This is a genomic window from Flavobacterium tegetincola DSM 22377, from assembly GCF_000425485.1.
Taxonomy (GTDB): domain Bacteria; phylum Bacteroidota; class Bacteroidia; order Flavobacteriales; family Flavobacteriaceae; genus Flavobacterium; species Flavobacterium tegetincola.
On the sequence record NZ_KE384384.1, the window covers coordinates 74,143 to 96,361 of the forward strand.

The window sequence follows — 22,219 nt, forward strand, 5'->3', positions numbered from 1 at the left end:
AAGAATTGGCTTAAGTAGAAAATAATTTGCACTTTTGCACAACTAATTTTATAATCATGCCAAAAATTTCAAACAAGGGTTTACAGATGCCGGAATCGCCAATTAGAAAATTGGTTCCGTATTCTGAAATTGCTAAAAAAAAGGGTCATAAAGTATACCATTTAAATATTGGTCAACCGGATATTAAAACGCCAGAAGCAGCAATGCAGGCGGTAAAAGATGCTGATATTACCGTATTGGAATACAGCCATTCTGCTGGTTTTGAAAGTTACAGAACAAAACTTTCAGCTTACTACAAAACACACGGTTTACCTGTAGATGTTAAAGATATCATTATTACAACAGGAGGATCAGAAGCTTTGATGTTTGCTATTGGAAGTACAATGGATGCAGGTGATGAAATTATCATTCCAGAGCCATTTTATGCAAATTATAATGGATTTGCAGTAGCATCCGGTGCCATTGTTGTTCCTGTAACTACTACGATCGAAAACAATTTTGAGTTGCCAAAGATCGAAGAATTTGAGAAATTAATTACTCCGAGAACCAAAGCTATTTTGATTTGTAATCCTGGAAATCCAACAGGAAAATTATATTCTCACGAAGATATTTTAAAACTTGCTGAAGTTGTTAAGAAGCACGATTTGTTTCTTATTGCTGATGAAGTATACCGCGAATTTATTTACGATGAATCTGAAGAGCATCATTCGGTATTGAACGTTCCTGGTTTAGAGCAGCATGCGGTTATGATTGATTCGGTTTCCAAGCGTTACAGTATGTGTGGTGCTAGAATTGGATGTATCGTTTCCAAAAATGCAGACGTAATGGGAGCTGCGATGAAATTTGCACAAGCAAGATTGAGTCCGCCTACTTTTGCACAAATTGCGAGTGAAGCTGCATTAGACACTCCACAAAGTTATTTTGATGAAGTGATTGGCGAGTACAAAGAACGCCGCGATATTTTGGTTTCTGAATTAAATAAAATTGAAGGAGTTCAAGTAGGTAATCCAAACGGAGCTTTCTATTGCATTGCAAAATTACCAATTGACAATGCAGATACTTTTGCGCAATGGATGTTGGAGTCGTACGATTTAAACGGCGAAACAGTAATGGTTGCACCTGCTGCAGGTTTTTATTCCACACCAGGAATTGGCCTTGATGAAGTTCGAATTGCATATGTTTTAAAGAAGGAAGATTTAATTCGCAGTGTAGCGATTTTGAAAGACGCGATTTCAGTTTATAACGCCCGATAATCGTTTCTATATTATATCAATTGAATAGGTTTTACGAAAGTAAAACCTTTTTTTTGTTTGAGATCCAAATTCAAATTGAGCATTACCTTTGTTTATGGAACTCTAATTTTCGAATATTTATCAAAACGCTGTACCTTATCACGCTTCTTATCATTCAATAAGACAACAAATTATTCTACTCTAGGTATTTCAACAGGTCATCGGAATAGCGATAAAAATAATCAAAGTAAATCGCTCTTTCAAAGCATAAAAAAAGGATGTAACTCACGTTACATCCTTTTTTATTTGTTGTCTCATCAATTATCTTTTTAATGAGAAGTGTGCTCTATATTCTTTTGAAATTCCATCTTCTACATAATTAATGGTAAACCAGTAATCCGTTGCAGGAAGCGGCTGACCGTTGTAAACACCGTCCCAACCTAATCCCGATGCAGTCATTTCTTTCAATAATCTTCCAAATCTATCAAAGATTGTAATTTTATTAATTGATATTCCATCAATAGTTGAAATAGTCCATGTATCATTTATTCCATCGCCATTTGGTGTAAAGTAACGTGGGTAATCTACAATCAGTACTTGTTTGGTCAACACGTCACAAGCTTCTGGATCACGAACTGTAATTGTGTGTGTTCCTGCTGAAATGTTGTCAAAAATATTGCTTTCTTGGAAAGGGCCGAAATCCAATTGATACTCGTAATTTCCTGCTGGTGATGCGGTAATAACAACCGTTGGATTGTTTGCAAAGAAACCACTTACCGTATAATCAAAATCTGTTGGAGGTGAGGATTCACCCACGGTGGCAAAGGCTGTAGCTTGACATCCTGTGATGATATTTGTAATAGTTACACTGTATTGACCTGCGACACTTACATCGTAGAAACTGTTTGTTGCCAAAGGTATGATTCCGCTAACATCAGACCACTCAAAGGTGAATTCTGCTTCGTTTAATCCTGTGTTTAACAAGTAGTTTCTTGTTGTTGCCAATGTTATTGGATCCACACAAATTTTACCGTCTTCCAACGCTACTTTTGGTAATGGATTTACATTGATGGTTACTGAACCTACCAACGCTTGTGAACATGCGTCTGCTCCTGTATAAGTTACACTCACTAATGTGTAAACCGTTGTTTTATTTAAAATTCCAGTAGGCAAGATGGTATTTCCTGCTCCATTTAATGTAATAGTTTCTTGACTTCCACCGTTTATAGTATAAATTACTACCGCTCCAGCTGTTCCTGTAAAAAGAACTTGTGTACTCTCTCCTGCACAAATAGTGGATGGATTTCCAGCTGCGATGGTTGCAAAAGGTAGCGGTTTAACCAATAAGGTTACTGTCGTAGTTTGAATATCTGGACAAGATGCACTTGTAATGACGCAATAAAAATCACCGCTGTCTGCTTCCGTTGCGTTTGCAATACTGTAGGTACTTGCCGTTGCTCCTGCAATTGCTGTGGTTCCTTTGAACCATTGGTAGGTCAAATTAGTTCCTGTTGCCACTACATTAAAAGTAGCTGTTTGTCCTACACAAATTTCTTTATCCTGTGGTTGATTTGTAATCGCTGGCGCTTGGTTTACCACAACTACTGCAACATCTGAAGTAATCGTTCCGCAAGTCGCTACAGTTACTTGACACGTATAGTTTCCTGAATCTGCTACTATTGATGACCCAATCGTATAAGTCGATGCCGTTGCTCCAGGGATTGCTGTTGCTCCTTGAAACCATTGGTATGTTACTCCTGTTCCACCACTAGTAACGATACTTAACATTACTGGCGTTCCTGAACAAACTGTCGTATTAGGAACGGGCTGTATCGTTATTGTTGCCGGTTGGTTCACTACTATAGCAGCTGCCGATGAAGTAACTGCTGGGTTACAAGAACCGCTCACTACTACGGTATAGTTTCCTGCTTCAGCTAAACTCACGGATGCATCTGCATACGTTGACGTTGTTGCTGCTGGAATTGCTATTCCGTTTAAAAACCACTGGTACGTTAATCCTGTTCCTGTAGTTGTAACACTTAAATTGATTCCCGTTCCTTCACAAATAGTACTTCCTACAGGTTGGGTAACAATTGCTGGTAAAGTATTTACAATCAATTCTGATGTGGTAGTTGTTACTACTTGACATGGATTTGTAATTACACAAGTGTAAATTCCTGCATTTGCTGGTGTTGCAGTTGCAATGGTTAAAGTTGAACTTGTTGCTCCTGCAACTGCTGTAGCTCCTTTAAACCATTGGTATGTCAAGTTAGTTCCTGTTGCAGTAACACTGATGGTAACTAAATCTCCTTCACATACTGTTTGAGAAACCACGGGTGGAACAGTAATTATTGTTTCTTCTGTCATAACTAAAACTGCTGGATCAGAAACAACTTTTGTTCCACAAGTCCCTGATACTTCAACGGTATAATCCCCATCATTTGCTGTAGCTAAAGTTGCAATTGTATATGAAGCATTTGTTGCTCCTGCTATTGAAACTCCATTAAAAAACCACTGATACGTTAAATTAGCTCCTGTTGCCGCTACCGTAAATGTTACGGATTCTCCAACACATTTTGTAACTCCAATCGGTTGTACTGTGATTGCTGGATTTTTGTCAATTGTAATAGGAACTGTTCCAGATAAAGTGTTTGAACAAAGAACTGTATTGGTTACTTCAATTTTAATTAAAGCAAAGGTCGTATCTACAGAAAGAAAATCTGTTGTTACTGTTGCAGTTCCTGTTGCATTTAACACTACTGTAAATTCAGTGGTTCCATTGCTATAGGTTACCGTTGCATTTGGCGTTCCTATGAAATTCAAAATCGCCGCTGTTCCTTCGCAAACTGATGCTGTTGTTGCCGTAAATGTTGCCGTTGGCAAAGCATTAACCGTTAGATTTGCTGTTTGTCCTGTAATTGCATCTGAACATGGAGGCGTACTGTTGCTTACTACATTTGTCAACTCATATGTAAATGTAGTTGTTGCAGTAACTGTTTGTACTCCTGTTAAAATCGTAGCTGTACCAGCTGCACCTATAAGTACCGTTGGTTGCACTACACCATCTTTTGTATACGTCACTGTTGATCCAGGTGTTCCTTGAATCTCTAAACCAGTTTCTGTTCCTGAACAAATTACTGCTTGCGTAAATCCGACTATTGTTGCAGTTGGCAATCCTACCGAAATTAATATCGATCCGGTTAAAGCGGTTGAACAAGCTGGCACTGTTGTTCCCGTTACATTGGTCAACGTGAATGTAGTATCAGTAGCTAGAGAAGGAATGATGTACTCACCATTTCCTGTTCCGTCAAGCGTTACTTGGAATGGACTTGTCCCATCGGTAAAATTGATTGTAGCTCCAGGCGTTCCTGAGAATACTAAAGTAATTCCTGCATTGGTACAGATTGTACTAGACACAGAAACAAAAGCTCCAGTAGGTAGTGGATGTACCGTTAGCACTGTAGTAAATGCTTCAGATGGCGTACCATTTTGTGTTATTACTAACGAATAAGTGTAATCTCCCGCTGCCGCTGGAACAGGTACATCTATTGGATCTTGATCTGTAGAAATTACCGCACCGGCATTATCAGTCCACTCATATGTGGTAGTTGAACCTACTACTTCAGTATAAATTGCTTCTAAGTCGAAGAATGCTGTACCTACACATACAGGTCCTGAATTATCTACTGTTGCAGCAATACAAGATTCAATAGTTATAGTAGTAGAAGTAATATATTCTGGACATCCATCAGGTGCCGGTCCTGCTGGAATGGTATATTTAATTTCATAGTCTCCAGCAGATGCACCTGTTAAATCTAAAACACCTGTAGTAGGATTTATTGTAAGTACATCTGTTGGGTCAACAGGTATAACAGTATACGTTCCTCCCCCAGTTAAATCAACCAAAACTGGAGCTAATGCACTATTTGAATTAAAACAATATGTTAAAGGTGTAGCATCTGTATCTGGCGGATAAGAGAATGTTCCTGATGGATTTCCAATTTGAACCACAAAAGACCTTACGTTTGCACATGAGTCACCAAATGTATTTACGATATACGTATAAATCGTTACAGGATCAGCTCCAGGTGCAGTATATGCAGCAACTTGAGCAGGTGTAAGCGCTTGTGAAATAAATCCACCAAGTGCTGCTGCTTCATCAAGGAAATAATAAACTTCATACTCAAAAGGATCGACGGTGGATAAAATATAATCCGTCTGACCGATATCTATTGGATCCGTAGTACAAGCACTAATATCTAGTGGACTAAGTACAGGCAATGGAGGTGCAATTTCTAGAAAGAAAGTATCTTGAACAATCACGGTATCACTTAAACCACAACGGGAATATGTTGCAACAGCCGTATAGGTCTGACTTACCAAAGGACAAACAATTACTGAATCTCCAGTACCAATTAAATTATCATCTTCATCGTACCAATTTACTTGCACTAATGGAGGAGTTGGATCTGCACTTGAAGGAATAAAACGCCAAGCTTCAGATGGACTTGCTGCTGTTCCAAGAACAGACCAGTTTCCCGTATTTCTTGCTGGAGGTGCTATTCCTGCAGAACCAGTTGCATTTTGTATACCGATGGTTCCACGACCCGCTTGCCAGCCATTACAAGGAATTCTTTTATAAACATAAACATCAATAATATTAGTAGTTTCATAGATTACAATTTGAGTAGTTTGCAAACCTGAGTCTGTCTCATAACTGCTACCTAAAGTTCCGCCACAGCTAAACTGCGGAAGTCTATTAAAATTAGCAACAAAAAATCTGTTTGGAGCTACACCGCCTGCATAGTAATTTACGTTCTGAATGGATGCATTTTGAACTGGTGGACTACCTATATTTGTATCTTGATATACACCATAAATCGCATTCTTAAATTTTTCTGGAGTACTTGCGCTAGGAATAGTATTATTAAAAACATAACCAGTAGGTTGACTCGCTAAAGAAGCATTAAAACTAATGAACCCATTTGTACCTACAATTACTTTATCATAAGTCTGTCCGTAAAAACAAAATTTAAAAGGCAAATCAAATGCACTAGAAAAATTATCATCACCACTTGCGTTTAAAACCTGACCTCCCGTATATGAAAATAGATTCTGATAATTTATGGATTCTACTGTATAGTTGTTGGTCGGTTTAATTTTAAAATAATCTGCATTTAAAGTAGTACAGTCTCCCGGATTACAAACTGAAATTGGCGTTAAAATTTCAACTTCAGCAATGGGCGCCTCTTGAGCGTACGACCAAAAACTGACAAACAGCGCAAAAAACAGTGTAAAGTAATTATTTTTCATCTTAATCATTAATTTAGGTGCCGAAATTTACAAAAAAATAACATATAATTAGGATAATCATCTTTAATTTTAAAATTTAACACCTTTAGAATTTCTTAAGATATTATTATTTACCTTTGTGGCTTTATTTTTATAGTTCGCAAATACAAAATACATTACATGATAAATAATAACGATTTGCATGATGAAATTGGCAACAATCATATTGCAACTAGTGCTGAAAACCCTGTTAGATCTGACGCTTTTGATCTAACCGATGAACAAAAAATTGAATCTATAAAAGGTGAAGTAGAGAAAATCTTACACACTTTAGGAATGGACCTTACGGATGATAGCATCAAAGGAACTCCAAACCGTGTTGCAAAAATGTTTGTCAATGAAATTTTTGGCGGGTTAAATCCTACGAAAAAACCAAAGGCATCAACATTTGAAAACAATTACAAATATGGCGAAATGCTAGTAGAAAAAAACATTACTGTTTATTCTACGTGTGAACATCATTTGCTACCTATTATAGGTAGAGCTCATATTGCTTATATTTCGAGCGGAAGAGTGATTGGACTTTCTAAAATGAACCGTATTGTGGATTATTTTGCAAAACGTCCGCAAGTTCAAGAACGTTTGACGATGCAAATTGTGCAAGAATTACAAAAAGCATTAAACACAGAAGATGTGGCTTGTGTAATTGATGCTAAACACCTTTGTGTAAACTCAAGAGGAATTCGCGATATTGAAAGCAGCACCGTTACTTCAGAATTTGGAGGGAAATTTAAGGAAGCCGCTACGAAACGTGAGTTTTTGGACTACATTCAGATGGATACAAAATTTTAATTTCAAGACGGAACCCCTAGCCCTGATGGAAGTGATATCCTTTTTATGGATGCGTCCCGAAATTTCGGGATGCAGCCCTAAAAAGATTTAGCGTACAGCAGGAAATAGCTCCTTAAAAAAACAAACAAAATGCCATTATATAAAAATCAGTCGCTCAAGATTTACAATTCGCTTTCCGGTGAGAAAGAGTTATTTACACCTATTCATGAAGGAAATATAGGATTGTACGTTTGTGGCCCTACGGTTTATAGTAATGTGCATTTGGGAAATGTGCGTACTTTTATGTCCTTTGATGTGATCTACAGGTATTTAATGCATTTAGATTACAAGGTACGCTATGTTCGAAATATTACAGATGCCGGTCATTTAACGGATGATGGCGATGTGGATAACGACCGATTTGTAAAACAATCAAGGTTGGAAAAACTAGAACCAATGGAAATAGTGCAGAAGTATTCTGTAGATTTTCGTAAAGTGTTGGATCTTTTTAATTTCCTACCTCCTACCATTGAACCTACGGCAACTGGACATATTATAGAGCAAATTGAGCTTGTTGAAAAATTAATTGAACTAGGCTTTGCTTATGAAAGCAACGGATCCGTTTATTTTGATGTGGCTGCTTATAATGCGAAAGGTTTAAATTATGGCGAATTAAGCAACCGAAATAACGATGACGTTGTTTCTAATACCAGAGATTTAGCAGGACAAAGTGAGAAAAAAAATCCGCAAGATTTTGCACTTTGGAAGCATGCTACTCCCGCTCATATTATGCGTTGGAATTCACCTTGGGGCGAAGGCTTTCCAGGTTGGCATTTAGAATGTACCGCTATGAGTACAAAATACCTTGGCGAACGTTTTGACATTCACGGCGGCGGAATGGACTTAAAATTCCCGCACCACGAATGTGAAATTGCGCAAGGAAAAGCATGCAACGGCGTGACTCCAGTAAATTATTGGATGCACACGAACATGCTTACCATGAATGGCTTGCGAATGAGTAAATCTACAGGCAATTATATATTACCTATGCAACTCGTTTCAGGTGATAATGATTTTTTTGAAAAATCTTTTCATCCTAATATTGTTCGTTTTTGCTTTATGCAAGCGCATTATAGAAGTGTTTTAGATATTTCGAATGATGCGATGTTGGCAAGCGAAAAAGGATTCAATCGATTAATAGAAGCTGTAGTTAATTTAAAAGAACTTTCAGCCCAAGGTCAATCTTCGCTTGATGTTGCAAAATGGAAAGCTGATTGTTATGCAGCCATGAATGATGATTTTAACACGCCTATTTTAATTGCACATTTATTTGAAGGTGTTCGTTTTATAAATCTTTTAAAAGAGGGTTCGGCAACACTTACAGCAGCTGACTTACTTGAACTAACACAAACTTTTACGACTTTCATCTTTGATGTTTTGGGATTGGAAAATTCGAAAACTTCGACTGAGAATGGTGATAAAGTAGAAGGACTGGTACATATGCTTATTGACATGAGAAATGTTTCCCGTGCCAATAAGGATTTTGCAATGTCAGATTTAATTCGGGATAAGCTGACCGAATTAGGCATTCAACTGAAAGATGGAAAAGAAGGTACTACATTTAGCGTTAAATAAGGAGTGTTCAATTTCAGTCTTAGCAGATAGAATATGTTTAAAAAAATAATCATTGCACCTTTTATCTTTTTAATTCGGTTCTATCAACTGGGAATTTCCCCGTTTTTACCTGCCGCATGCAGATTTGAACCTACCTGTTCGCAATATACACTCGAAGCGCTTAAAATCCACGGATTATTTAAAGGCGGCTTCTTAGGTGTTAAACGTATATTGAGTTGTCATCCTTGGGGCAAACGCGGTTATGATCCGGTGCCACCTAAAAGTTGCAATCATAAACATTAATAGAATATTGATCGAGATTCAGATTCAAATTTCTATTTTTACAAAACTTAAAGAAAATTAACATGCATTTATTGGGACTAGTTTGGAATCCATCAGAAGGATTGGATTTAGGATTTTTTATCATTCGGTATTACAGCTTGATGTTTGTTGTGGCCTTCGGACTTGGTTGGTACATTATGAAACACATATTTGAACGAGAAAATGAACCTATAGAAAAATTAGATTCTTTGTTTATCTGGACCGTTCTTGCTACGTTACTTGGTGCGCGATTGGGTCACGTGATTTTTTATCAACCCGAATTATTTACACAAGATCCGTTAAGTGTTTTCTTACCATTCAAGACAGTACCTACTTTTCAATTTACAGGATTTAGCGGTTTGGCCAGTCATGGAGCTGTCATTGTCATCATTATTTTTATGTATTATTTTAGCAAAAAAGTAATGAAGCGTCCGTTGCTTTGGCTTTTAGACCGCGTAGTAATTCCTTGTGCAAGTGGGGCAATATTTGTACGATTGGGAAATTTCTTTAATTCTGAAATTTACGGACATACTACTTCTGGTGATCACTTTTATGCAGTAAAATTTATCCGAGAAGACGAATTTTGGGCAGGAAGAAATGTACAGCAAATTACAAATGTTCCAAATCAAAACGCAGCATTTCACGCATTAGAAAATAATCCGCAATTTAGCGATGTAGTAGCGGCAATTCCATTTAGACATCCCTCACAATTGTACGAAGCTTTTGGTTACATCTTTGTGTTTCTTGTTGTATTTTACGGCTATTGGAAAACAGACATGAGAGAAAAGCAAGGTTTGCTATTCGGATTGTTTTTAGTCTTGTTATTTACCGTTCGATTTATTGTAGAATATGTCAAAGAAAGTCAAGGTGGTTTTGAATCTGCTTTAGGCTTACTTTCTACCGGACAATGGTTAAGCATTCCTTTTATACTTATTGGATTATTCTTTATTGTCAAAGCAAAAAAAGTTACCTATTTATAATTTTCGGATGCACGAGAGTGGATTATTTTTGTGATTCTTACATAGAAATCACAGACTAAACTCCTTTAGTAACTTATATACATTTAACGTTCCATTTTGTAATTCAAAGCTCGCATTTATAAATTATGAATGACAATTTCACCACTGAATATTTTGGCATAGGAATATTAAACGGCAAAACCCCAGAAAATCTTGGGGTTTTGTGGCGAAGTGCTCAAAATCTTGGTGCGAGTTATATTTTCACCATTGGAAATCGGTATGCCAAACAAGCATGCGACACACACAATGCCGTAAAATCAATGCCTTATTTTCATTACGAGAATTTTGACGACTTCTTTAAAAATTTGCCAAAAGGCGCCCGATTGGTTGGCGTAGAATTGGATGATAAAGCAGAAGATTTAGAGACTTTTGAACATCCGCGACGTTGTGTTTATTTGCTTGGCGCGGAAGACAACGGACTTACGAATCAAGCCATTGAAAAATGTCATTTTCTTGTAAAATTTAAGTCGGAAAAAAGCTTAAACGTTTCGGTTGCCGGAAGCATTGTGCTTTATGATCGAGGCATTAATAAGCCCAGATCTTAGCGCATTAATTTCATCAACACTACAACTAATTCAAGTTTAAAATTAAGCTATAAAAAAAGCCATTCTTTTCAGAATGGCTTTTGATTTTTAAAACAAATTGGAACTAGACTTTAAATCTTTTTCTATCTGTTTCTGTCAAATATATTTTTCTCAAACGAATTGATTTTGGTGTAACCTCAACGTATTCATCTTTTTGAATGTATTCTAATGCTTCTTCAAGAGAGAAAATGATTGGAGGAATAATTCTCGCTTTCTCATCATTTCCAGAAGAACGTACGTTAGATTGTTTTTTCTCTTTCGTTACGTTTACAGACATATCATCAGCACGTGAATTTTCTCCAATTACTTGCCCTTCATAGATATCTGAATTTGGCTCAATAAAGAACTTACCACGATCTTGTAATTTATCAATAGAATAAGGAATAGCTTTTCCTTTTTCCATAGAAATTAATGAACCTTTATTACGTCCAGCAATTTCTCCTTTGTAAGGCTCATATCCAATAAAACGGTGTGCCATAATAGCCTCACCCGCTGTAGCAGTAAGCAATTGATTACGCAATCCGATAATTCCACGAGATGGAATGTTGAATTTTACAATCATACGCTCGCCTTTAGTTTCCATGCTTAACATTTCACCTTTACGCATCGTAACAAATTCAACTGCTCTACCAGAAAGATTTTCCGGTAAGTCGATTGTTAATTCCTCAATTGGCTCACATTTTTTACCGTCAATTTCCTTGATGATAACTTGTGGTTGACCGATTTGTAACTCATATCCTTCTCTTCTCATTGTTTCAATAAGAACAGATAAGTGAAGTACTCCACGACCGAAAACCATGAATTTATCAGCAGAATCCGTTTCACCCATTTTCATGGCTAAATTTTTCTCTAACTCTTTTGTCAAACGCTCTCTAATGTGGCGAGAAGTTACAAATTTACCCTCTTTTCCAAAGAAAGGAGAATCATTAATTGTAAACAACATACTCATCGTTGGTTCATCAATAGCAATAGAAGCTAAACCTTCTGGGTTTTCAGCATCAGCGATAGTATCACCAATTTCAAAACCTTCTACACCAATAATTGCACAGATATCTCCAGCAATCACTTCAGTTACTTTTTTACGACCAAGTCCTTCAAAAGTATGTAGTTCTTTGATACGAGATTTAGAAATAGAACCGTCTCTTTTTACCAAAGAGATTGGCATTCCTTCTTTTAAAACTCCTCTTTCCAAACGACCAATTGCGATACGTCCTGTAAATGCAGAGAAATCTAAAGATGTAATTAACATTTGTGGCGTTCCTTCAGAAACTTTAGGAGCTGGTACATTTTCAATAACCATATCCAATAATGCTTCCACATTATCTGTTACATTTTCCCAGTGATCCGACATCCAGTTATTCTTAGCTGAACCGTATACTGTTGGGAAATCCAACTGCCACTCTTGAGCACCTAATTCAAACATTAAGTCAAAAACTTTTTCATGCACTTCTTCAGGAGTACAGTTTTCCTTATCTACTTTATTGATAACTACACAAGGCTTAAGACCCAAATCGATTGCTTTTTGCAAAACGAAACGCGTTTGAGGCATTGGACCTTCGAAAGCATCGACTAAAAGACACACACCATCGGCCATGTTTAAAACACGCTCTACTTCACCACCAAAATCGGCGTGACCAGGAGTATCAATAATATTAATTTTTGTTCCTTTATACTGTACTGAAACGTTTTTAGAAGTAATAGTAATACCTCTTTCACGCTCCAAGTCATTGTTGTCAAGGATTAAGTCACCAGTATTTTCGTTATCGCGAAAAAGTTGACAGTGATACATAATTTTATCCACCAAAGTAGTTTTACCGTGATCGACGTGGGCAATAATTGCAATGTTTCTTATAGATTCCATCTAATATTTTTTGTGGGTGCAAATGTACGCTTTTTTTGAAAAAAAAATTAATAATTTTTTACTTAACTCATTAATAATGTAATTAATAGGTTACAAAGCCTTTTTATTACTGAAAAGAGTGATTTAAAAAGCTAAAAACAAGGTCAAAATAATTCAAATTTTCGTAAAAGGTACGTCGGCGGTTTAATAATTCAAATAAAAAAAGCACTCATTTCTGAGTGCTTTTCTGTATATTTAACTAAATGCAAAAATTACAATTTAGCTACGTGTTTCGTTAACTTAGATTTTAAGTTTGAAGCTTTATTATTGTGAATAATATTTTTCTTAGCTAATTTATCTACCATTGAAATTACAGCTGATAATTTTGCAGAAGCATCAGATTTGTCAGTCGCCATACGTAATGCTTTAATTGCGTTACGAGTAGTTTTGTGCTGGTATCTGTTTAATACTCTTCTTTTTTCGTTACTTCTGATTCTTTTTAATGCTGACTTATGATTTGCCATTTCGTTTTAATTTTTTAGATGTAATAATTATTATAAATATCAGTTAAAAAAGAAAAACCTCCCACAATTGATAAACAATCACTTTGGTTTTAACTAATAAAATAAAAAACCGAGACACCAGCTCTCTATTTTACAAAACTTATTTACAACTAATTCAGTAGTCCGTAAGGGAATCGAACCCCTGTTACCAAGACGAAATCTTGGCGTCCTAACCCCTAGACGAACGGACCAGTATTCTCTAAGTTCATTTTCAATCCAAAAAAAATCAGATCTTATATTGTAGCCCGTAGCGGAATCGAACCGCTCTTACATGGATGAAAACCATGCGTCCTAACCGATAGACGAACGGGCCATTATTCCTTTAAAGTAAAGGAAACCTGTATCACAAAACAAAAATAGTAGCCCGTAGCGGAATCGAACCGCTCTTACATGGATGAAAACCATGCGTCCTAACCGATAGACGAACGGGCCTTGTTTCTGTATTGCGGTTGCAAAGATACATCTATTTTTGAATCGTACAAGAGTACAAGTAAAAAAAATTGAAAAATTTAATATGCCTTTGCAAATAACACCCTTCCTTTGCTCGGATTTCCAGTAAAGACACAGCTTCCCGCCTCTTCCACTCGATCCAAAGGAATACATCTAATCGTTGCTTTGGTTATATCCTTGATTTTCTCCTCCGTCTCAGGCGTCCCATCCCAATGTGCTGATACAAAACCTGTTTTATTATCCAAGACCGTCTTAAACTCTTCAAATGAGTTGACTTCGGTAATATGATCATTTCTATAATCAAGCGCTTTTTTAAATAAATCATCTTGAATTGTATCCATCAAAACACTCACATGCTTCACAATTTCGTCTTTCAAGACAACTTCTTTCGATAATGTATCGCGCCGTGCTACTTCAAAAGTACCATTTTGTAAATCTTTTGGCCCAATAGTAATCCGAACAGGCACTCCTTTTAATTCCCATTCCGCAAACTTGAATCCTGGTTTTTGAGTAGTGCGATCATCAAATTTAACTGAAAGTTTTAATTTTTTAAATTGACTTACTAATGTATGTGCTGCTTCAGAAACCGCAGAAAATTCTTCGTCTGTCTTATAAATTGGCACTATTACAATCTGAATTGGCGCTAAATTCGGTGGCAATACCAATCCATTGTCATCTGAATGCGTCATGACCAAAGCACCCATCAAACGTGTTGAAACTCCCCACGAAGTTCCCCAAACATATTCTTGTTTTCCTTCTGCCGTAGCAAACTTAACGTCGAATGCTTTTGCAAAATTCTGCCCCAAAAAGTGCGAAGTACCCGCTTGAAGCGCTTTACCATCTTGCATTAATGCTTCTATACAATACGTTTCTTCTGCACCTGCAAATCGCTCTGTTTCTGTTTTCAGACCTTTAACCACTGGAATTGCCATGAAATTTTCTGCAAATTCAGCGTACACATTCATCATGCGCTCTGATTCTTCAACAGCTTCCACTCGCGTAGCATGAGCCGTATGACCTTCTTGCCATAAAAATTCTGCAGTTCTTAGAAACAGACGCGTTCTCATCTCCCAACGCACCACATTGGCCCATTGATTGATTAGCAAGGGCAAATCGCGATAAGATTGCACCCAACCTTTATACGTAGACCAAATAATTGCTTCACTCGTAGGTCGAACAATTAATTCTTCCTCCAACTTTGCATTTGGATCTACCATTAGTTTTCCAGGTTTATCTGGATCATTTTTTAAGCGATAATGTGTCACAATAGCACACTCTTTTGCAAATCCTTCCGCATTTTTTTCCTCGGCTTCAAACATACTTTTAGGAACAAATAAGGGAAAATACGCATTACTGTGTCCTGTTTCCTTAAACATTCGATCCAATTCTGCTTGCATTTTTTCCCAAATTGCATAGCCGTAAGGCTTGATAACCATACATCCTCTTACTCCTGAATTTTCGGCTAGGTCTGCCTTGACAACCAATTCATTGTACCATTTGGAATAATCCTGTTCGCGCGTTGTTAAGTTCTTACTCATAATGAATAGATTGGCATAAAAATTGTTTAACTTATTTTAACTAAATAGTTCGACAAAACTAACTATTTTTGTATAGACCGACAATAAAAACCCCCATAGATATGAAAACTTACTATATTTTTTCCCGACGCTTTTCTTTATTTCTGCTTGCTGGTATATTAACATTGTCTTTTATTTCTTGTGGAACGTACCAGAATTCCGGTCGTGAAGATCGAGACGGCATTTATTCAAATTCCCAAAGAGGTACTGACAATAGTTACTCAGCTAGCGGCATAGGTTACAAAAATTATTTTGAATCTAAGCAAGACGCAGAAGTACTTACAGACGTAGACGATTATTCTTCAAATAATTACAATGAAGAAAACCCAAATGCGGTAGAACAAAATTATGGCGGCTGGGGTTCAGACTCTGACAATGTTACTGTAAATATTTACCAAGATTCTTGGGGATATAATAATTACTACACTCCTTATTGGGGATATAGTTCTTGGTATGGTCCAGGATGGGGACTTGGCTGGAATAATTTCGGTTGGGGTGGAAATTATGGCTGGGGCGGAGGCTACGGTTGGGCTGGAAATTATGGTTGGGGAGGTTACTACGGATGGAACAATCCTTATTACGGTGGCTGGAACAACAATTATTACGGAAACAATTACTACGGTAATAATTATGCACCAGGAATAGGAAGAAGAAACAACTCCTATTCTAATTCAAGGAGCTCTTTCGATACTGGAAGCAACTATAGCACGAGAAATACTAACGGAACTACGAGAACGTATCAGACTACTACCAGAAGTTCAAACTCTGTTCGTAATTATAATACTAACACAACACGTAGCAACTCAAATTCGACTATATACAGAAATAATAGTACTCGAAATGTCCCTACAAGAACTACTACATCACCTACAAGGACTACAACCCAACCTACACGAACAACTACACCACAATATACACCTTCAACTCCAACACAATCTTCAGGTTCGTCAACGCGAAGTGGTGGCTCATCTGGAAGCGGAAGTTCATCTGGAGGTAGCGGAAGACGATAATCACTTTTCTACAAATACTACCTATGTTCCATTTTTTGAAGCATAGGTTTTTTTTTGAATTTAAATTTATATCATGAAAAAATTACTTTCTTTTATTATTATAGTTTCCGCATTTACAACTGTAAAAGCACAGCAAGTTTCAGACGCTTTGCAATATGCAAATGACGACATTAATGGAACCGCCCGATTTAGAGCTATGGGTGGTGCATTTGGCGCGTTAGGTGGCGATCTTTCTTCACTATCAGTCAATCCTGCAGGATCTGCCGTATTTACAGGCAATTTTGCTGCGGTAACTTTATCCAATCAAAACAAAAAAAATACTTCAACCTATTTTGGAACAGCGAACGACACGAAAGATTCGTCATTTGATATGAATCAATTTGGAAGCGTTTGGGTTTTTAACAACACCAATCCCGACAGCAAATGGACTAAAATGTCTTTGGCGTTAAACTATGACAAAACCAATAATTTTAACAACTCCATTTACACGCAAGGTTACAATCCTACCAATTCTGTTTCCAATTATTTTAGCAGTTATGCCAATGGAATTCCAGAAAGCACTTTGACGGGCAATTCCTACGAAGCATTAAACTATAATGAACAACAAGCCTTTTTGGGATACAATGGATATTTGATCAACCCTGAAGCTGGCAATCAATACAGTTCGGCTGTTAATCCCAACGGAAATTATTACCAACAAAATAGGGTAGAATCTAATGGTTATAATGGTAAAATTGCATTTAATCTTGGAGCGGAATACGACCAGCGTTTTTATTTTGGAGTAAATCTTAATGCACATTTCGTGGATTTTGAAAATTACACTAGTTTTTATGAGGATTATCAGGATTCACCAGGAAATAATACTACTGCCGGAGTGCAAGCTTCTCGATTTACCAATCAACTGTATACGTATGGTTCTGGATTTTCGATGCAAATTGGTGCTATTGCGAAAGTCACGAACGAATTTCGCGTGGGACTGGCATATGAATCGCCAACCTGGTACAGCTTAAATGACGAATTAAAACAAACCCTTTCCGTAAATTGTGCGGATTGCGGCACCAATGACACTAACTTTTTTGCTGATCCAAATCTAGTTATTTACTATCCTACCTACCGCTTGCAAACTCCATCCAAATATACAGGAAGTTTGGCGTACATTTTTGGAGGATCTGGTTTATTAAGTGTGGATTATAGTTTACGTGATTACAGCAATACTAAATTCCGTCCTTCAAATGAATTTACTACTGTAAATAACGCTTTAAATAATACCTTAGATGTTTCAAATGATTTACGAATCGGTGCGGAATACCGAATCAAACAGTGGAGTTTAAGAGGCGGTTACCGTTTTGAAGAAAGTCCGTATAAAAACAGTAGCACTATTGGAAATTTAAATAGTTATTCTACTGGATTGGGATATAATTTTGGCAACATTAAATTGGACATGGCATATACCTACTCTAAAAGAGACAACAACCAAGCGTTTTTCACACAAGGATTGACTGACACCTCTAGCATCCAAGCAATTCAAAATAACATTACACTTACTCTAGGATTTGAATTGTAGTATTTTAAAATAGTATTATTAAAGAAAGAAATCGAAAACCTAACTAATAAAGACTGGTGCCGCGACCTAGCCCCGATTGGTGGGAAAATCCTTCCAAAGTGGGTGCGAGGTACAAGCACTGACTTTGGGAGATTTGGAAGGAAAGCGGGACCAAGCCGTCCTAAAAAAGCCAAATGTTACCCGCTTCTAAAAATAAAAACGTAATTTTGCACCCTCTAAAAAAATTTGAGAACCTAATACTATGAGAACCAAATCTTTAAAAAAGAATAAAATTAATGTAATTACCCTTGGCTGTTCTAAAAATGTTTATGACAGTGAAGTTTTGATGGGTCAACTGAAAGCCAGCGGAAAAGAAGTGGAACATGAAGCACCTGCGGAATCAGAAGGAAACATCATTGTAATCAATACGTGCGGTTTTATTGACAATGCGAAAGCCGAATCTGTAAATATGATTTTGGAATATGCAGATAAAAAAGAGAAAGGTCTTGTGGACAAAGTTTTTGTTACTGGATGTTTGTCTGAACGATACCGTCCGGATTTAGAAAAAGAAATTCCTAATGTGGATCAATATTTTGGAACTACAGAATTACCTGCTCTTTTAAAAGCGTTAGGTGCGGATTACAAACATGAATTATTGGGAGAACGTATGACAACGACGCCTAAAAATTATGCGTATTTAAAAATTGCCGAAGGATGTGATAGACCGTGTAGTTTCTGCGCTATTCCGTTAATGAGAGGGAAACACGTTTCTCAGCCTATTGAAAAATTGGTAAAAGAAGCGCAAGGTTTGGCCAGAGATGGTGTGAAAGAATTGATTCTGATTGCACAAGATTTGACTTATTACGGATTAGATATTTACAAAAAAAGAAATTTAGCCGAATTGCTTGAAGAATTAGCAAAAGTTGAAGGGATTGAATGGATTCGTTTGCATTATGCGTTTCCAACTGGATTTCCGATGGACGTTTTGGACTTGATGAAACGCGAACCTAAGATTTGTAATTACATTGACATCCCGTTGCAGCACATTTCTGACTCCGTTTTAAAATCAATGCGACGTGGAACAACTCAAGCAAAAACTACTAAATTATTAAAAGATTTTAGAGCAGCCGTTCCTGGAATAGCCATTAGAACGACGCTAATTGTAGGTTATCCTGGAGAAACTCAAGAAGACTTTGAAACTTTAAGAGACTGGGTTCAAGAAATGAAATTTGATCGAATGGGTTGTTTTGCTTATTCGCATGAAGAAAATACTCACGCATATTTACTTGAAGACGATGTTCCTGCCGATGTGAAACAAGCGCGAGCGAATGAAATCATGGAATTGCAATCGCAAATTTCTTGGGACTTGAATCAAGAAAAAGTTGGTCAAGTATTTAAATGTATTATTGACCGAAAAGAAGGAACTCATTTTGTAGGGAGAACTGAATTTGACAGTCCTGATGTGGATAACGAAGTATTAATTGACGCTACAAAAACATACTTAAAAACAGGAGAATTTGTAATGATTAAAATTACTGAAGCTACTGAGTTTGACCTTTACGGTGAAGCTGTTATATAACTAAATTTAAAAATTATGTCTAAACTATTTTCTATACTTATTGTTTTTATATTATTTCTAGGAAGTAATGAAACACAGGGACAATCCCGAGTATTGAGTAACGACGGAATGGTTCTGGACCGAAGCATAGGTGCGGGAACACGTTACAATACTCCGCGAAAAACCAGCTCCATTGACGTAGTGAAGACAACGGTGGATGCCTTAACTGAAAAACTGAAGTTAGACGGCTTTCAAGTCGCTATTTTGCAAAAAATAGTTTCTGATTATAATGAAAAAGCTTTAGATGTAACGGAGGAAAGCATTCCAAATGAAGCTAAACTTGAGAAAATAAACATTGAGAAAGCTGCAATGGACGTTAAGATAACAGAAATCTTAACGGACAAGCAGAAAGTGGCATTTATTGAGCTTAAAAAGACCAATAGAGAAAAGAGAGAAGGCAGAAAGAGCGGCAAAAAGAAGAAAAAAAGTTCGGAATCTGAAGAATCCGACAGCGATATGTTTTAATTTTTCTTACAATACTAATAGTCCAAAGGACTTGAGGGTTTTGAGAGGTTTTGAATGCCAAAACAACTCAAAATCTTCAAGTCCTTTTTCTTCATAATCACTTTTTACTTGCTGAAACGATTTAGGTTTTGCGTTTTCTACAGTAATTTTTTGCAGCATTTCTACAAACCATTCGCCTTCTTCGCGATTCATTTGCACAGAAAATGATTCTTTTTTATCGTGAAAAGTGAGTGAAATCAGTTCCCATGTCTTTCCTTTTTTTGATTTGGTTGTATATTCAATTTGAGGCGTTCCACCAATCCACACAATTTTTGCATTTGATTTTACTTCAAACGAATCTGGCTCTAAAATAGCATCTTCAATAAAATTATATGGGATTTTGGTTTTCGGAATTTTAAATTCAAACCAGTCTTGCAGTGGATAATCAAAACAAATGCCGTGCATGAAGTTGTACAATGATTTGGACAATCCAAAGCTGAATTTTTCATGATCAATTCCAGTTTCGTCTTTAAAATTAACGTCATTATTAGCGAACGTACCGATTTCCATATCTCGAATTACGCCAAATTTTTCAGGATACATTCCCACCGGACTGTGAGCGGTTAATGCAAATTGATGCCAAAATCCCGACTGCAAAACGCCCGTTTCAAATAACTGTCGTACCATTTCCAAGCTGTCAACCGTTTCCTGCACGGTTTGTGTTGGATAACCGTACATTAAATAAGCATGTACCATCACTCCTGCTTCGGTAAAATTTCGCGTCACTTTTGCAACTTGTTCAACAGTAACTCCTTTATCAATTAATTGCAACAAGCGGTCTGACGCAACTTCCAATCCACCGGAAACGGCAATGCAGCCCGATGCTTTGAGCAAAACACATAAATCTCTAGTAAAACTTTTCTCAAAACGAATATTGGTCCACCATGTTACGGCAATTTTTCGGCGTAAAATTTCTAAAGCTAACGCTCGCATTAGTGCTGGAGGCGCGGCTTCGTCCACAAAGTGAAAACCATTTTGACCTGTTGCGGCAATTAATTCTTCAATTCTATCACACAGAATAGTTGCTGCAATGGGCTCGTAAATTTTGATGTAATCCAAGGAAATGTCGCAGAAGGTGCATTTTCCCCAATAGCAACCGTGTGCCATGGTAAGCTTATTCCATCGTCCATCACTCCACATTCGGTGCATTGGATTTACAATTTCTATGACCGAAATGTATTGGTCTAATTTTAAATCAGAATAATCCGGCGTTCCTACCTCCGACTGTTTATAGTCGCTTTTAGCGGAATTATTTTTGTAAACTACTTTTCCACCTTCCAGTAAAAGTGTTCTTTTGAAAGTAGCATAGGCAGGATTTTCAATGTTTTTAATCAATTCCTCCACAGGAACTTCGCCGTCATCTAAAGTAATGAAGTCGATAAATTCAAATACCCGTGCGTCGGAAAGTGACCGCAATTCGGTATTTGGAAAACCGCCACCCATTGAAACTTTAACGTGCGGGAATTTACTTTTAATCAATTGAGCCGATCGAAATGCGGCATATAAATTTCCCGGAAACGGAACTGAAATTAGAACTAACGTAGGTTGCACTTCCGAGATTCGATGTTCTAAAATTTCGAGAAGTATGTTGTCAATATAGGTTGGTTTTGTTTGCAAACTCAAATACAATTCGTCAAACGTACTTGCAGAGCGCCCTAAACGTTCGGCATATCTGCTGAAACCAAAATTATCATCTACACATTCTACTATTAAATCAGATAAATCTTCAAGATATAAAGTAGCTAAATGTTTCGCTTTATCTTGTGTTCCCATGCTTCCGAAAGCCCAATCCAATTCGTCCAGTTGTGCAAATCGAGACGCTTCTGGCAAGAAATCCTCTTGACAAATGGACAATGCCAATGTGGGATTTTTTCCTTGCAAAAATAAGATAACAGCATCTATCGTACTGATATAGTAATCTTTTAAAGCAATAATACGTTTACTATTTTCGCCTGGATTTGCGCATTTTTCCGCTTCGGCAAATAAATCAGACAAACCTTGCTTTGAAAACATTTTTAAAATCACTTCTATTCCCAAATCGGCTTGAACACTTTCAACATTTTTAGTATTCAAAAAACCTTTAATGTAAGCTGTGGCTGGATACGGTGTATTCAGTTGTGTGAAAGGCGGAGTAAAAAGGAAGAGTTTGGTCATAGCTTTGGCGAAAGCCTACAAAATTAGTTGATATTCTTATTAATGAGGACTAAATGTTTGCTTTTTT

15 protein-coding genes and 3 tRNA genes are annotated in these 22,219 nt (G+C 36.9%); 10 read left to right on the forward strand and 8 right to left on the reverse strand.

The window, feature by feature from the left end:
• Positions 1-56: 56 nt before the first annotated feature.
• On the forward strand, positions 57-1,253 hold the full coding sequence (locus H602_RS0111795; protein ID WP_026978181.1) for a pyridoxal phosphate-dependent aminotransferase: 1,197 nt from the start codon (positions 57-59) through the stop codon (positions 1,251-1,253).
• Positions 1,254-1,553: 300 nt separating this feature from the next.
• Here H602_RS0111795 and H602_RS18805 read toward each other — a convergent pair whose 3' ends face one another.
• Entirely contained in the window at positions 1,554-6,545 is a 4,992-nt protein-coding gene (locus H602_RS18805) for a T9SS type B sorting domain-containing protein (protein WP_169516035.1), read from the reverse strand.
• A gap of 159 nt (positions 6,546-6,704) precedes the next feature.
• Between H602_RS18805 and folE the strand changes: the two genes are divergently transcribed.
• From folE to H602_RS0111820, 5 genes are all read left to right on the forward strand, one after another.
• Positions 6,705-7,376, forward strand: coding sequence for a GTP cyclohydrolase I FolE (gene folE, locus H602_RS0111805; RefSeq protein WP_026978182.1), 672 nt, complete (start codon positions 6,705-6,707; stop codon positions 7,374-7,376).
• 129 nt (positions 7,377-7,505) lie between these two features.
• A complete protein-coding gene (gene cysS, locus H602_RS0111810) occupies positions 7,506-8,990 on the forward strand; it encodes a cysteine--tRNA ligase (RefSeq protein WP_026978183.1) in 1,485 nt (494 codons plus the stop codon).
• A 33-nt stretch (positions 8,991-9,023) separates the two neighbouring features.
• Positions 9,024-9,272 (forward strand): membrane protein insertion efficiency factor YidD, encoded by a 249-nt coding sequence (gene yidD, locus H602_RS19670; protein WP_084404248.1) that lies wholly within the window; start codon positions 9,024-9,026, stop codon positions 9,270-9,272.
• A 62-nt stretch (positions 9,273-9,334) separates the two neighbouring features.
• Positions 9,335-10,270 (forward strand): prolipoprotein diacylglyceryl transferase, encoded by a 936-nt coding sequence (lgt, locus tag H602_RS0111815; RefSeq protein WP_026978184.1) that lies wholly within the window; start codon positions 9,335-9,337, stop codon positions 10,268-10,270.
• Positions 10,271-10,395: 125 nt separating this feature from the next.
• Complete coding sequence (locus tag H602_RS0111820; protein WP_026978185.1) at positions 10,396-10,854, forward strand: RNA methyltransferase; 459 nt, start codon at positions 10,396-10,398, stop codon at positions 10,852-10,854.
• 103 nt (positions 10,855-10,957) lie between these two features.
• On the opposite strand, the gene typA is transcribed toward H602_RS0111820, so the two are convergent.
• The 6 genes from typA to proS form a co-directional block, all read right to left on the reverse strand.
• Positions 10,958-12,754: a translational GTPase TypA gene (typA, locus tag H602_RS0111825; protein ID WP_026978186.1), complete on the reverse strand. Its 1,797-nt coding sequence runs from the start codon at positions 12,752-12,754 to the stop codon at positions 10,958-10,960.
• A 251-nt stretch (positions 12,755-13,005) separates the two neighbouring features.
• Positions 13,006-13,257, reverse strand: coding sequence for a 30S ribosomal protein S20 (gene rpsT, locus H602_RS0111830; protein WP_026978187.1), 252 nt, complete (start codon positions 13,255-13,257; stop codon positions 13,006-13,008).
• Between the two features lie 158 nt (positions 13,258-13,415).
• Positions 13,416-13,487, reverse strand: a tRNA-Glu gene (locus H602_RS0111835).
• Positions 13,488-13,537: 50 nt separating this feature from the next.
• Positions 13,538-13,609: transfer RNA gene (locus H602_RS0111840), tRNA-Glu, on the reverse strand.
• Positions 13,610-13,656: 47 nt separating this feature from the next.
• A tRNA-Glu gene (locus tag H602_RS0111845) sits at positions 13,657-13,728 on the reverse strand.
• Between the two features lie 77 nt (positions 13,729-13,805).
• Positions 13,806-15,284, reverse strand: coding sequence for a proline--tRNA ligase (gene proS, locus H602_RS0111850; protein ID WP_026978188.1), 1,479 nt, complete (start codon positions 15,282-15,284; stop codon positions 13,806-13,808).
• Between the two features lie 101 nt (positions 15,285-15,385).
• Between proS and H602_RS0111855 the strand changes: the two genes are divergently transcribed.
• From H602_RS0111855 to H602_RS0111870, 4 genes are all read left to right on the forward strand, one after another.
• On the forward strand, positions 15,386-16,333 hold the full coding sequence (locus H602_RS0111855; protein ID WP_026978189.1) for a hypothetical protein: 948 nt from the start codon (positions 15,386-15,388) through the stop codon (positions 16,331-16,333).
• 73 nt (positions 16,334-16,406) lie between these two features.
• The gene (locus H602_RS0111860; protein WP_026978190.1) at positions 16,407-17,897 is read left to right on the forward strand and encodes an OmpP1/FadL family transporter; all 1,491 of its coding nucleotides are present in this window, start codon (positions 16,407-16,409) and stop codon (positions 17,895-17,897) included.
• Between the two features lie 241 nt (positions 17,898-18,138).
• A complete protein-coding gene (gene rimO, locus H602_RS0111865; RefSeq protein ID WP_026978191.1) occupies positions 18,139-19,455 on the forward strand; it encodes a 30S ribosomal protein S12 methylthiotransferase RimO in 1,317 nt (438 codons plus the stop codon).
• 15 nt (positions 19,456-19,470) lie between these two features.
• Positions 19,471-19,959 carry a hypothetical protein gene (locus H602_RS0111870; protein ID WP_026978192.1) on the forward strand — a complete coding sequence of 163 codons (489 nt, stop codon included), beginning with the start codon at positions 19,471-19,473 and terminating at the stop codon, positions 19,957-19,959.
• A gap of 6 nt (positions 19,960-19,965) precedes the next feature.
• On the opposite strand, the gene H602_RS0111875 is transcribed toward H602_RS0111870, so the two are convergent.
• Positions 19,966-22,152, reverse strand: coding sequence for a B12-binding domain-containing radical SAM protein (locus H602_RS0111875; RefSeq protein ID WP_026978193.1), 2,187 nt, complete (start codon positions 22,150-22,152; stop codon positions 19,966-19,968).
• Positions 22,153-22,219 lie beyond the last annotated feature (67 nt).